Source organism: Leifsonia sp. McL0607, assembly GCF_049993355.1.
GTDB lineage: Bacteria > Actinomycetota > Actinomycetes > Actinomycetales > Microbacteriaceae > Leifsonia.
Genome location: NZ_CP188253.1, coordinates 2,738,866 through 2,752,044 on the forward strand (window position 1 = coordinate 2,738,866; position 13,179 = coordinate 2,752,044).

Sequence of the window (13,179 nt, forward strand, 5' to 3'; positions counted from 1 at the left end):
TGAGCACTATGGCCTCCCTGCGCGTCGACGAACTCCCCGGCTGGACCGGCCCCGGCTCCGTCGGCGAGGACGCGGTCTACGAGGCGTTCGTCGCCTGGGCCGAAGGGACGGGGATCACCCTCTACCCAGCCCAGGATGAGTCGCTCATCGAGATCGCGGGAGGCGCCAACCTCATCCTCTCCACGCCCACCGGCACGGGGAAGTCGCTGGTCGCCGTCGGCGCCCACTTCGCCGCCCTGGCCCGCGGCGACCGCAGCTTCTACACGGCGCCGATCAAAGCGCTCGTGTCCGAGAAGTTCTTCGCCCTGGTCGACGTCTTCGGCGCGGAGAACGTGGGGATGATGACCGGCGACTCCTCGGTCAACGCCGACGCCCCGATCATCTGCTGCACCGCGGAGATCCTCGCCAACCTCACCCTCCGGCAGGGGGAGGACACGCCCGTCGGGCAGATCGTCATGGACGAGTTCCACTTCTATGCCGACCCCGACCGCGGCTGGGCCTGGCAGGTGCCGCTGCTGATCCTGTCGCGCGCGCAGTTCGTGCTCATGTCGGCCACGCTCGGCGACGTGACGGCGCTCGCCGCCGACCTCAGCCGTCGCACCGGCCGGGAGACCGCGACGGTCACGGGCGTCGAGCGCCCGGTGCCGCTGCACTACTACTACGAGCTGACGCCCATCCACGACACCGTCGAAGACCTCCTGCACACCGGGCAGGCGCCGATCTACATCGTGCACTTCTCGCAGCTCGCGGCCCTGGAGCGCGCCCAATCGCTCTCCAGCGCGAAGATCGCGAGCCGTGAGCAGCGCGACGCCATCGCCGACGCGATCGGGGAGTTCCGCTTCACGACCTCCTTCGGCCGCACGCTCTCCCGCCTGTTGCGCCAGGGCATCGGCGTGCACCACGCCGGGATGCTGCCCAAATACCGCCGGCTCGTCGAGCAGCTCGCCCAGCGCGGGATGCTGCGGGTGATCTGTGGCACGGACACCCTCGGCGTCGGCATCAACGTGCCGATCCGCACCGTGCTGCTGACCGCGCTCACGAAGTTCGACGGCATCCGGATGCGCCAGCTCAACGCCCGCGAGTTCCACCAGATCGCCGGCCGGGCCGGGCGCGCGGGCTACGACACCGCAGGAACCGTCGTCGTCCAGGCGCCCGAGCACGAGAGCGAGAACGCCAAGGCGCTCGAGAAGGCCGGCGACGACCCCAAGAAGCGTCGCAAGATCGTGCGCAAGAAGGCGCCTGAGGGCTTCGTCTCCTGGGGGCAGCCGTCGTTCCGCAAACTGGTGGAGGCCGAGCCGGAGACGCTGACGTCCTCCATGCAGATCACCAGCGCCATGCTCATCAACGTGGTCGGCCGCGGCAGCGACGTCTTCCGCCACGTGCGCGACCTCGTGTTCGACAACCACGAGCCCTGGAAGCGCCAGTTGGCCCTCGCACGCCGCGCCCTCGGGCTTTACCGCTCGCTCGTGACCGCCGGGGTCGTGGAGGTCGTCGACGGCGAGATCCGGCTGACGGTCGACCTCCAGCCCAACTTCGCGCTCAACCAGCCGCTGTCTCCGTTCGCGCTCGCCGCCTTCGAGCTGTTCGACGTCGAGTCGCCCAGCTACGCGCTCGACATCGTCTCGGTGGTGGAGGCCACCCTGGACGACCCGAGGCCGGTCCTCTCCGCCCAGCAGTTCCAGGCGCGCGGCGAGGCTGTCGCGGCCATGAAGGCCGAAGGCATCGAGTACGACGAGCGCATGGAGGCGCTGGAGTCGGTGACGCATCCGAAGCCGCACGAGGAGCTGCTCGCCGAGGCCTTCGCGACCTATGCCTCCAGCCAGCCCTGGGTCGCCGACTTCGAGCTCAGCCCCAAGGCGGTGGTCCGCGACCTCTACGAGCGCGCCATGACGTTCGGCGAGTTCATCGCGTTCTACAAGCTCGCGCGCTCGGAGGGCGTCGTTCTGCGCTACCTGTCCGACGCCTACCGCGCCCTGAACCAGACGGTGCCGCTCGACCTGCGCACGGAGGAGCTGCGCGACATCGTGGAGTGGATCGGCGAGCTGGTGCGGCAGGTCGACTCCAGCCTCCTCGACGAGTGGGAGGAGCTGGTGCACCCGGACGCTGCGAAGCACGCCGCCGAGTCGAGCGAGCTCGCGCCTCCGGCCCCGCGTACCGTCACCGCCAACCGCCGCGCGTTCTTCGTGCTCGTGCGCAACGAGCTGTTCCGCCGGGTGCAGCTCGCCGCGCTCGACCGCGTGCGGGAGCTCGGCGCCCTCGAGAACGAGGCCGCGGCGCTCGCCGAGGCGGCGGCACCGTCGTTCACCGAACTGCAGTGGGACGAGGCCCTGGAGGCGTACTACGCCGACCACGACGAGATCCTCACCGACGCCTCCGCGCGTGCGGCGGCGATGATCGTCGTCGACGAGAGCCCGGCCGACTCGGAGGGCCTCTGGCGGGTGCGCCAGATCCTCGCGGACCCGGCAGGGGACCACGACTGGGGCATCGCTGCGGAGGTGCTCCTCGCCGAGTCCGCGCGGGCGGGCGCCGCGGTCATCCGGGTGACGGGTGTCGACCGGTTGTGACGGTTTGACGCGCGCGAGACGCGCGTGCGAGCATCTACACGTCGCCACTCGGCATCAGGCACTCCGCATGAACCTCCGGTGAACTCTAATCGGCGGTCCGTCTCCACACGAGAAAGAAACCGGTGGATCTCAGCCTCATCATCGTGCTGGTCATCGCGCTGGCCTTGTTCTTCGATTTCACCAACGGGTTCCACGACACGGCGAACGCGATGGCGACCCCCATCGCGACCGGAGCGATGCGGCCGAAGGTCGCCGTCGCCCTCGCGGCGGTGCTGAACCTCCTCGGTGCGTTCCTCTCCACGGAAGTGGCCAAGACCATCTCGGGCGGCATCATCAACGAGGGGCCTGGCGGGGTCCTCATCACACCGGAGCTGATCTTCGCCGGTTTGGTCGGCGCCATCGTCTGGAACATGGTCACCTGGCTCTACGGCCTGCCGTCGTCGTCCAGCCACGCCCTGTTCGGCGGCCTCATCGGCGCTGCCATCGTCGGGGCCGGCATCGGCTCGGTGAACCTCTTCGTCGTCCTCGGAAAGGTCGTGCTGCCGGCCGTCATCGCTCCGCTCACGGCCGGTGTCGTCGCGTACTCGGCCACGAGGCTCGCCTACTGGATCACGCGTCGCTATGACGGCCGCCCGGACGGGCGCGGCGGCTTCCGCTACGGACAGATCTTCTCGTCGTCGCTGGTCGCCTTGGCGCACGGTACGAACGACGCGCAGAAGACGATGGGCGTCATCACCCTGCTGCTGATCTCCGCGAACCTGCTCCCGGCTGGCAGCGGTCCGCCCTTCTGGGTCGTGGTCTCGTGCGCGCTCGCGATCGCGATCGGCACCTATTCCGGCGGTTGGCGGATCATCCGCACCCTCGGCCGTGGTCTCACCGAGGTGAAGCCCGCGCAGGGCTTCGCCGCCGAGACGAGCACCGCCGCGACGATCCTGGCCTCCAGCCACCTCGGCTTCGCCCTGTCGACGACGCAGGTCGCCTCCGGCTCGGTGATCGGCTCCGGCCTCGGCCGCCGCGGAGCGTCGGTCCGCTGGGGCACGGCGGGGCGCATCGCCATCGGCTGGGTGCTGACCTTGCCGTCGGCGGGAGTCGTGGGCGCGGTCGCCGCGCTGATCGCGACGCTCGGCCCGGTCGGCATCCTGATCGACACGGTCGTCGGCATCGCCGTCGTCGCCTTCATCTTCTGGCGCTCGCGTCCCAACCAGGTGTCCAGCGCCAACGCGGTGACGCCGGTTCAGGGCCAGAGCGACGTCGCCGCCTCCGGCCGGGTCGTGAAGATCAAGAAGGTCAAGCCACTCAAGAAGGAGAGCGGCCGGAGGGAGTCCGCATGAGCGCGTTCCTGTCGTTCGTCACTGTGTTCGTGGCCTCCCTCGTCGGTGCCTGCGTCATCGTGGGCTTCTACGCACTCGGCACCCGGCTGCTGGCGGTCGCCGGCCGCGCCCTGTTCGTCGAGCCGGTCGAGTTCACCGACGCGATCACGGTGATCACGCCGGAGGAGGCCGCCAAGGCGCAGAAGAAGGCCGACAAGGCCCGGCGCAAGAACCCGCTGAGCGACGGCCAGAAGCGCGCGGCCCTCACCGGCGCGTACGCCTGCTTCGTGCTCTGCGGCCTCGGCGTCCTCTATGGCCTCTACCTGATCATCCCCTACTTCCACCACTGACCCCCTGCGTCGCCCCCCGCCGAGGGGCACGCTAACGCCCCTAAAATGCGGTTTTAGGGGCGATAACGTGCCCCTCGGCGGGTGAGTCGACTCCGCGTCGCCAGGAGGACGTGTCGGGAGGGGAATTAGGCTGGTACGGCGCTGCGACATACCTTCGAATGCGCCCCTGTGCCCTCACGGTGTACAGGCTCATCGATACTACGGGAGACCACCATTTCCGCTTCGACTTCCACGCCCACGCCGACCGTCAAAGGGCGCCTGGACCGGTTCTTCGAAATCACCTCTCGCGGCACCACGTGGGCGACGGAGATCCGCGGCGGCCTGCTCACGTTCGTGACGATGGCCTACATCGTCATCCTCAACCCGCTGATCCTCGGCGGGACTCCCGATGTCACCGGCCACTCGCTGCAGGGTCAGCAGGTCGCCGCGGTAACGGCGCTGAGCGCCGGCTTCATGACGGTGCTCTTCGGCCTCGTCGCCCGCCTGCCGTTCGCGTTCGCGGCCGGCCTCGGCATCAACTCGTTCCTCGCGGTGAACATCGTCAAGGTGCTCACCTGGCAGGAGGCGATGGGCCTGGTCGTCATCAACGGCCTCATCATCGTGCTGCTCGCCGCGACGGGCCTGCGCCGTCTGATCTTCAACGCGGTGCCTCCGCAGCTGAAAACCGCCATCACGGTGGGCATCGGCCTCTTCATCGCGTTCATCGGCTTGGTCGACAGCGGCTTCGTGCGCAGCACCAACCTGTCGTCGCCGCCGGTGCAGCTGGGGGAGGCCGGCTCCATCGCCACCGTCCCGACGCTCGTGTTCCTCGTGGCGCTGGTCGTCATGGGCGTGCTCATGGCCCGCAAGGTCAAGGGCGCACTGCTCATCGGCATCGTCGTCGCCACGATCGTCGCGATCATCGCCGAGGCGGTCTTCCACGTCGGGCCCTCCGGCGCGAAGAACCCGAACGGCTGGAACCTCACCGTGCCGCAGCTGCCGACCTCCCTGGTCAGCCTCCCGAACCTGAGCCTCGTCGGCCAGTTCGACCTGTTCGGGTCGTTCGGGCGCATCGGCGCCCTGGCAGCCGTAATGCTGATCTTCACGTTGGTGTTCACGAACTTCTTCGACGCCATGGGCTCGATGACCGGTCTGGCTCGCAGCGCGGGCCTCGCGAACGAAGACGGCACCTTCCCGCGCCTGCAGTCGTCGCTGATCGTGGAGGGCGTCGGCGCCGTGGTCGGCGGCGGCACCTCCGCCAGCTCGAACACCGTGTTCGTCGAGTCGGCCTCCGGCATCGGCGAGGGCGCGAAGACCGGCTTCGCCAGCGTCATCACGGGTGTGCTGTTCCTGCTCGCGATGTTCTTCACGCCGCTGACGCAGGTCGTCCCGTTGGAGGTCGCGGCCGCCGCGCTCGTCGTGGTCGGCGCCCTGATGGTCGTGCAGATCCGTCACATCGACTTCCACGAGTTCTCCAGCACGTTGCCGGTGTTCCTGACGATCATCGTCATGCCGCTCACGTACTCGATCGCCAACGGTATCGGCGTCGGCTTCATCTCGTGGGTGCTCATCCGGTCGCTGGCGGGCAAGGCGCGCGAGATCAGCCCGCTGCTCTGGATCGTCGCCGCCGGCTTCCTGGTCTACTTCGCCCGCGGTCCGATCGAGGCCATTCTTCCGCACTGACACGGCTCCCGCACTGACACGGCTCCCGCACTGACACGGCTCCCGCACTGACGGCCCTCCTGAGTCGGCGTCCCGGGTAACCCCTGAGCACAACCGGGGGTTACCCGGATGTGCGCCCGGTCGCCGGTTCGCTTGACTGGATGCATGACAACGACCGGCACCACCACCAACCCGCAGACCACTGCCAACCCGTATGGCACAACTCCGTATGGCACAACTCCGTACCGCACTCTCAGCATCATGAGCTTCGCGCTTGGCCTGGCCTCGATCTTCTTCAGTTGGACCTTCCTCGCACCGATCGCCGGTCTGGTGCTCGGGGTGCTCGCCCTCGGCCGCGAGCCGCAGGGTCGCACCTTCGCGATCTGGGGGATCGTGCTCAATGCGGTGATGCTCGCCGGCATTCTGATCGGCCTCCTGCTCGCCGTGATCGGATTCGGCGTGGGTCTGGCGTTCCTGCCGTTCCACTGGGGCGCCTCGCTCCTCTGACAGACCCGCTCGCGCAGCCTGCGAGAATGGAGGGATGGAACCGTCCCCCCTTGTCCGGCCGCGCAGCTTCGTCGTCCGGGGCAGGAAGACCGAAGCGCAGCAGCGGGCCATCGACGAGTTCTGGCCGGTGTTCGGCGTGGAGTTCGACGGTTCGCGCCTCGACCTCGATGCGGTCTTCGGGCGCTCGGCGCCCGTCGTGGTCGAAATCGGTTTCGGCAACGGCGAGAACCTCCTCGCCCTCGCTGCGCGCCACCCGGAGCGCGACTTTCTCGGGGTGGAGGTGCACGGCGCTGGCGTCGGCCGGGTGCTCGCCGCGGCGCACGAGCAGGGGCTCACGAACATCCGGGTCGTGCGCCACGACGCGGTGGAGGTCTTCGAGCAGGGGCTCGCCACCGGCAGCGTCGACGAGGTCCTGATCTTCTTCCCCGACCCCTGGCCGAAGGCCCGCCACCACCGCAGGCGGCTGGTGCAGCCGGACGTCGTCCGGCTCCTCGTCCGCGCGCTGAAACCGACCGGCGTCCTGCGGCTCGCGACCGATTGGGAGCCGTACGCCGAGCACATGATCGCTGTGCTCGACGCGGAGCCGGCCCTGGTCAACGTGGCGGGAGCGGGAGGGTTCATCCCCCGACCGGACGAGCGGCCCGTCACCAAGTTCGAGCGCAGGGGCGAGCGGCTCGGGCACGCGATCTTCGACCTGGAGTACCGTCCGCGCGGGTGAGCGGCGCCGCCGTGTGATGATGGGCGCATGACGTTCGAGTCCACGTTCCCCGCCGGCACCGTCTCCGTCCCGCAGACCGTCGCCGGCCTCCGCGCCGCCTTCGACGCCGGGCGCACCAAGCCGCTGCGCTGGAGGCTGGCACAGCTCGCCGGCCTCCGTCGCATGCTCACCGAGCGCGCCGCCGAGTTCGAGGACGCGCTCTTGGAGGATCTCGCCAAGAACCCGACCGAGTCGCAGATCGCCGAGCTGGGGTTCGTCGTTGGCGAGATCGACCACATGCGCCGCAATCTGCGGCGCTGGCTGCGCCCGCGTCGCGTCGCCGTCCCCGGGGCGCTCATGCCCGCCCGGGCACAGGTCGTGCTGGAGCCGGTCGGCGTCGTGCTCGTGATCGCCCCGTGGAACTACCCCGTGCAGCTGCTTCTCGCTCCGCTCGTCGGCGCGCTGGCCGCGGGCAACGCGGTCGTCCTCAAGCCGAGCGAGTTGGCTCCCGCGACCTCCGCGGCGATCGCGCGGCTCGTCCCGCAGTATCTCGACCCGGCGGCGGTGGCCGTCGTGGAGGGCGCGGTCGGCGAGACCACCGAGCTGCTGGCCCAGCGCTGGGACCACATCTTCTTCACCGGCAACGGACGCGTCGGCCGCGTCGTCGCTGCCGCAGCGGCCGAGCATCTCACCCCGGTGACCCTCGAACTGGGCGGCAAGTCGCCGGTCTACGTGGACGACTCCGTCGACCTCGCGGCCGCGGCTCGCCGGATCGCCTGGGGCAAGTTCATGAACGCGGGTCAGACCTGCGTCGCTCCCGACTACCTGCTGGCCTCCCGCTCGGTGGCCGCCCGGCTCGCCGACGAGCTGACCCAGGCCTTGGGCGCGCTCTACGGGGACGACCCCGCACAGAGCCCGGACTACGGGCGAATCGTCGACGACCGGCAGTTCGACCGGCTGACCGGCCTGCGGGCGCGGGACGGACGGCGGTCGGCGGAGAATCCGACGCCGCCTCCCGATACCTCGCGCCGACCGTGCTGGTCGACGTGCCACGCGACTCGGCGGTGATGGGCGAGGAGATCTTCGGGCCCGTGCTGCCGATCGTGACGGTCGACGGCTTGGACGACGCGATCGCGTTCATCCGGAGCGGCGATAAGCCCCTCGCGCTGTACGTGTTCAGCGAGCGGCGGGAGGTCCGTAGACGCTTCCTCACCGACACCAGCTCCGGTGCTGTCGGCTTCGGGGTGCCGGCGGCACATCTCGCCGTCGGCGGCCTCCCGTTCGGCGGTGTCGGCGAGAGCGGCTCCGGTGCGTACCACGGTCGCCGCTCGCTCGAGACCTTCAGTCACGAGAAGGCCGTGCTGTCCAAGCCGCTCAGGCCCGACACGCTGCAGCTGATCTACCCGCCGTACACCGAGGGCAAGGACCGGTTCGCGCGCGGTCTGCTGCGCAGGCTGGGCTGAGCCGGACCGCCCTCGACAGCGTGTCGAACGTCGTCCGGGATCCCGGACGATGTGTCCATCTCGCGGTCACTCACCAGGGGTAGGCTCGGCACTGCCGGGCGCCACGAACGCCCGGCGAAACCCGAACGCCAACGCACAACGAGAGGCAATGGAGCCAAGCGTGGATTCCACAGCAACGATGGACGAACCGACGACTCACCCGATCCCCGTCATCGACACCTCCAGCGGCGTCGCCGTCGTCGACGCGTCCGAGAACGTGTCCGACGTGCCGACCCCGAGCGCGGAGGGACGCCCCACCCGCGTGGAGACCGACTCGCTCGGCAGCCGCGAGATCCCTGCGGACGCGTACTGGGGAGTCCACACGTCGCGCGCCCTCGAGAACTTCCCGATCGCCAAGCGGCCCATCTCGGTTTACCCCGACCTGATCGTCGCCCTCGCCGCCGTCAAGCAGGCGGCCGCTCGCGCCAACCTCGAGACCGGCGTGCTGGAGAAGCACAAGGCCGACCTCATCGACCGCGCCTGCCAGCTCATCATCGACGGCAAGTTCCACGACCAGTTCGTGGTCGGCGTCATTCAGGGCGGTGCGGGCACCTCGACCAACATGAACGCGAACGAGGTCATCGCCAACATCGCTCTGGAGCTCGACGGCCGCTCCAAGGGCGATTACTCCATCATGCACCCGATTGACGACGTCAACCGCAGCCAGAGCACCAACGACACCTACCCGACCGCGATCAAGATCGGCCTGACCTTCGCGCTCGGGCACCTGCTCGACGAGCTGGCGCTGCTGCGCGACTCCTTCGCCGCCAAGGGCCGCGAGTTCCGCCACATCCTCAAGGTCGGCCGCACCCAGCTGCAGGACGCCGTGCCGATGACCCTCGGGCAGGAGTTCCACGGCTTCGCCACGACGCTCACCGAGGATCACGCGCGGCTCACCGAGACGAAGTGGCTGCTGGCCGAGATCAACCTCGGCGCCACCGCTATCGGAACGGGCATCACCGCCGACCCCGGCTACGCTGCAGCGGCCGTGCGCCATCTGAACCTCATCACCGGCCTCAACCTCGAGACCGCGCCCGATCTGATCGAATCGACCAGCGACGCCGGTGCGTTCATGTCGTTCTCCGGGTCGCTCAAGCGCAGCGCCATCAAGCTGTCGAAGATCTGCAACGACCTGCGGCTGCTGTCGTCCGGGCCGCAGGCGGGCCTTGGCGAGATCAACCTCCCGCCACGCCAGGCCGGGTCGAGCATCATGCCCGGCAAGGTCAATCCGGTGATCCCGGAGGTCGTGAACCAGGTCGCATTCTCGGTCGCCGGCGCCGACGTCACCGTCACGATGGCGGCCGAGGGCGGTCAGCTGCAGCTGAACGCGTTCGAGCCGGTGATCGCCCACTCGCTGCTGCAGAGCATCACGTGGATGGCTCAGGCGTTCCACACTCTCCGGGTCAACTGCGTCGACGGCATCACGGCCAACGAGGAGCGTCTCGGCGCGATGGTGGGCTCGTCCGTCGGCGTCATCACCGCGCTCACCCCGCACATCGGCTACGCGGCGGCCGCCGCGCTCGCGAAGTCGGCGCTGCTGACCGGGCACAACGTCGCCGACCTGGTCGTGGAGGCCAAGCTGATGAGCCGCGACGAGGTCACCCGCCTGCTGTCGCCCGCGCGTCTCAGCGGACTGGAGGCGATCACCACCTCCATCCCGATCGTCGAGGCCGAGGCCATAGCGAAGGCCGAGAGGGAGCGCGCCGCGCGCCCCGAGTAGCCGCCGCCTCCCGCACCGCGCGTACCTCCCGCACCGCGCGTACCTCCCGCACCTCCGCCGAGGGGCACGTTAACGCCCCTAAAACGCACGGATAAGGGCGTTTGCGTGCCCTTCGGCGACTCTCTCAGCGGGATCCGGACGAGCGGAAGAGCGCGATCATGTCGCGCGCGAGTTGGTTCGGTGCGGTCTCGCACGGGCTGTGCCCGGTGCGGTAGACGGCCAGTCGGGCGCTCAGCGCGGTCGCGTTCGCTGCGTGCAGATGCGTCGGCCACAAGTCGTGGTCTCCCGTCGCCACCAGCACCGGGAGGCCGATGGCAGCGACGCGGGAGCGCACATCCGGCACGTGCTTCATCAGCCCGACGATGTCGTCGACGCTGGAACGTCGCGTGAGCGCGAACCGGGATCGCACGAACGCCAGGCGGCTCGGCCCGACCTTGTTCTTGTTGGTGACGATGCCCCAGATCATCAGGCCCGCACCCTGACGGCCGTTCATGTACCAGCTCAGCCAGCCGATGACCCGCACGCGCCGGAACGCCTGACTCGGCTCGGGCGGGGAGGTGAGCAGCGTCAGCGTGAGGAACAGCTCGGGGTGGTTGACGAGCGCGAGCTCGGCGAGGATCCCGGCGAACGAGTAGCCGAGCACGTGCGCCGGGGCGCCGTCCCGGAGGAACGCGACGAGGTCGGCGACGAGCAGGTCGTACGTGTAGCGGCCTCCCGCGGCCGGGCCGGCATCGGCGGACTCGTACTGGCCGGCCAGGTCGTAGCTCTGCACGTAGTAGCCCGCGGCGACGAGGATCGGCGCGAGGAGGTAGAAGTCCTCCTTCGAACCGGTCGCGCCGGGCACGAGCACGACCCGCGGATCGGCGGGGTCGCCGAGCGCGACGACCGCGAGCTCGCCGCTGGGCGCTCGGAAGCGCGAGAAGGTCGCCCCGAGGGGTGCGACCGACCAGTCGATCTCGGGAATGACCGCGTCGAGGCGTGCTGCCTCGTCGTCACCGCCCGCGACACCGGGCCGCCGCTCGCCGATCGACATGCACTCACGCTAGTCGACGGACCCGCCCGATGTCGGCGATCCGGCGGAATGCGCCCGATTCGATCAGATCACGCGCAGCCCGATCAGATCACGCGCAGCCGATCACGTCACGCGGCAGTAGGTGGTGAGGTAGCCGATGCCGCCGATCGAGACCGTGACGGTGGAGCGGTCTCGCAGGAACACCGGGGGAGTGCGGGAGTAGCCGGCGCCGCCCGGGCTGCCGGTGGAGATCAGCGTGCCCGGCTGGATGGTCGCCGACCGAGACAGGAACTCGATGATCTCGGCGACGGATCGCACCATGTCGGCGGTCGAGGCGTCTTGCAGGATGGCGCCGTCGACGTTGGTCGTGAGCCACAGATCCTGCGGGTCGGCGATCTCGTCGGCCGTGACGACCACGGGGCCGTTGGGGGTGAAGCCGTCGAACGACTTGCACCGTGACCACTGCGCCTCCGAGAACTGGAGGTCGCGGGCGGTGATGTCGTTGACAACCGTGTAGCCCCACACGTAGTCGAGGGCGTCGCGCACCGAGACGTTGCGCGCGGGCTTGCCGATGATGACGCCGAGCTCGGCCTCGTAGTCGACCTGCGTGGTGAGGTCTTCCGGCCAGGAGGTCGTGCCGCCGTGCCCGGTCAGCGAGTTGGGCCACAGTGAGAACACCGTCGCCGCCTTCTCGCTGCGGAGCTTGAGCTCGGAGGCGTGCGCTGCGTAGTTCGCGCCGATCGCGATCACATGCGGCGGGCGCAGTACGGCCGACGCGTGACGCAGCTCGTGCACGGGGACGAGGGGCGTGCCGATCGTTGTGGCTTCGTCGACGATCGCGCGGACCTCCGCGAGGGCCTCGTCACCGCGTTCGATGAGTTCTTGGAGGTCGCGCGGCGGTTCGGCCAGGAGCTCGTCGAGGAACAGTGCCCCGTCTCCGATGATGGCCGCCAGACGGGGCTGCGAATCCGAGGTGGTGCTGAGGTGCGAGAATCTCACACTGTCCAACCTATCGGTCGAACAGGTGACGAGACGAACCGCGCGGCCGGGCGAAAGGCCCAAAAGGGGTGCTTCCACGTGCCTCAGGCCATCGCGCCCGGTGCGTCCTCGGTGTGCTCCTCCTGCCACCGGCGGCGGGCGGCGCGGCGGCGCCAGGGCGTCTCCTCCGGAAGGTGCATCCGCAGTGTGCCGAACGCCCACCGGATGCGCCGGCCGAACCCGCGCCAGGTCGAGAACGGGCGGGCTGAGATACCCACGATGAGGCGCTCGTCGTAGCGCACGATCACACCGGGATCGAGGTGGATGGCGAGGTCGAGGTCGTCGTGTACTTCGCGCAGCCCGCTGTGGACACGGTCGCGCACATCGCGCCAGACGTCGCGACGCATCGCGAAGTTGGAGCCGAAGATCGGCGCGTGCCCCAGCCAGATCTCCATCGACCAGAAGTAGCCGCCGATGTAGAGCAGCTGCCCGAGCCCGGCGACGAAGGTGTTGCCGTCGTAGAAGACGCCCGGTCCGGTGAGCACACCGATGGCCGGCGCATCGACGAATTCCGCCTCGATGTGCAGCAGCCAGTCGACGGGAGGGCGCGAGTCCGCGTCGAGGCGCGCGATGATGTCTCCGGTGGCCGCGTCGTAGCCGGTGGCGGACGCGGGGAAGATCCCGCGGAGCGGCTGCTGGAGCACTCGGGCGCCTCCCGCGCGGGCGATCGCGGCTGTGTCGTCGGTGCTGCCGTTGTCGACGACGACGATCTCGTCGGCCGGCCGTAGCTGCGCGGCCAGGTCGGCCAGGCACCGCTCCAGCATCTCGGCGTCGTCGAGTGCGGGGATCACGACGGTGATCGAGGGCACGAGAACGCTCTCCCTCCGCGACCGATGTC

10 protein-coding genes and 1 pseudogene are annotated in these 13,179 nt (G+C 69.4%); 8 read left to right on the forward strand and 3 right to left on the reverse strand.

The genetic code is table 11. The annotated features are described in order from the left end of the window. Positions 1–8: 8 nt before the first annotated feature. The 8 genes and pseudogenes from ACPPVW_RS13255 to ACPPVW_RS13290 all read left to right on the forward strand — a co-directional run bounded on the left by ACPPVW_RS13255 (position 9) and on the right by ACPPVW_RS13290 (position 10,291). Positions 9–2,564, forward strand: coding sequence for a DEAD/DEAH box helicase (locus tag ACPPVW_RS13255; RefSeq protein ID WP_426623584.1), 2,556 nt, complete (start codon positions 9–11; stop codon positions 2,562–2,564). 122 nt (positions 2,565–2,686) lie between these two features. Then, positions 2,687–3,895: an anion permease gene (locus tag ACPPVW_RS13260; protein WP_426623585.1), complete on the forward strand. Its 1,209-nt coding sequence runs from the start codon at positions 2,687–2,689 to the stop codon at positions 3,893–3,895. Next, positions 3,892–4,224, forward strand: a complete 333-nt coding sequence (locus ACPPVW_RS13265) for a peptidase (protein WP_426623586.1) — start codon at positions 3,892–3,894, stop codon at positions 4,222–4,224. The genes ACPPVW_RS13260 and ACPPVW_RS13265 overlap by 4 nt, the downstream gene beginning before the upstream one ends. A 258-nt stretch (positions 4,225–4,482) precedes the next feature. Further along, complete coding sequence (locus ACPPVW_RS13270; RefSeq protein WP_426626299.1) at positions 4,483–5,886, forward strand: NCS2 family permease; 1,404 nt, start codon at positions 4,483–4,485, stop codon at positions 5,884–5,886. 144 nt (positions 5,887–6,030) lie between these two features. Then, positions 6,031–6,372: a hypothetical protein gene (locus ACPPVW_RS13275; protein ID WP_426623587.1), complete on the forward strand. Its 342-nt coding sequence runs from the start codon at positions 6,031–6,033 to the stop codon at positions 6,370–6,372. Positions 6,373–6,406: 34 nt separating this feature from the next. Next, positions 6,407–7,090, forward strand: coding sequence for a tRNA (guanosine(46)-N7)-methyltransferase TrmB (gene trmB / locus ACPPVW_RS13280; protein WP_426623588.1), 684 nt, complete (start codon positions 6,407–6,409; stop codon positions 7,088–7,090). Between the two features lie 27 nt (positions 7,091–7,117). Next, positions 7,118–8,532, forward strand: a pseudogene (locus ACPPVW_RS13285) (aldehyde dehydrogenase family protein). Between the two features lie 178 nt (positions 8,533–8,710). After that, entirely contained in the window at positions 8,711–10,291 is a 1,581-nt protein-coding gene (locus ACPPVW_RS13290) for an aspartate ammonia-lyase (protein WP_426626300.1), read from the forward strand. Positions 10,292–10,415: 124 nt separating this feature from the next. Here ACPPVW_RS13290 and ACPPVW_RS13295 read toward each other — a convergent pair whose 3' ends face one another. The 3 genes from ACPPVW_RS13295 to ACPPVW_RS13305 form a co-directional block, all read right to left on the reverse strand. After that, on the reverse strand, positions 10,416–11,324 hold the full coding sequence (locus ACPPVW_RS13295) for an alpha/beta fold hydrolase (protein ID WP_426623589.1): 909 nt from the start codon (positions 11,322–11,324) through the stop codon (positions 10,416–10,418). A 102-nt stretch (positions 11,325–11,426) separates the two neighbouring features. Continuing rightward, positions 11,427–12,302 (reverse strand): fumarylacetoacetate hydrolase family protein, encoded by an 876-nt coding sequence (locus ACPPVW_RS13300; RefSeq protein WP_426623590.1) that lies wholly within the window; start codon positions 12,300–12,302, stop codon positions 11,427–11,429. An 83-nt stretch (positions 12,303–12,385) separates the two neighbouring features. Next, entirely contained in the window at positions 12,386–13,150 is a 765-nt protein-coding gene (locus ACPPVW_RS13305) for a glycosyltransferase (protein WP_426623591.1), read from the reverse strand. Positions 13,151–13,179 lie beyond the last annotated feature (29 nt).

What these genes read in the sequence shown, in the direction of transcription:
- ACPPVW_RS13255 (WP_426623584.1), top strand. Translation starts at nt 9, where the DNA reads ATGGCCTCCCTGCGCGTCGACGAACTCCCCGGCTGGACCGGCCCCGGC.
- ACPPVW_RS13265 (WP_426623586.1), top strand. Translation starts at nt 3,892, where the DNA reads ATGAGCGCGTTCCTGTCGTTCGTCACTGTGTTCGTGGCCTCCCTCGTC.
- ACPPVW_RS13275 (WP_426623587.1), top strand. Translation starts at nt 6,031, where the DNA reads ATGACAACGACCGGCACCACCACCAACCCGCAGACCACTGCCAACCCG.
- trmB (WP_426623588.1), top strand. Translation starts at nt 6,407, where the DNA reads ATGGAACCGTCCCCCCTTGTCCGGCCGCGCAGCTTCGTCGTCCGGGGC.
- ACPPVW_RS13290 (WP_426626300.1), top strand. Translation starts at nt 8,711, where the DNA reads ATGGACGAACCGACGACTCACCCGATCCCCGTCATCGACACCTCCAGC.
- ACPPVW_RS13295 (WP_426623589.1), bottom strand. Translation starts at nt 11,324, where the DNA reads ATGTCGATCGGCGAGCGGCGGCCCGGTGTCGCGGGCGGTGACGACGAG.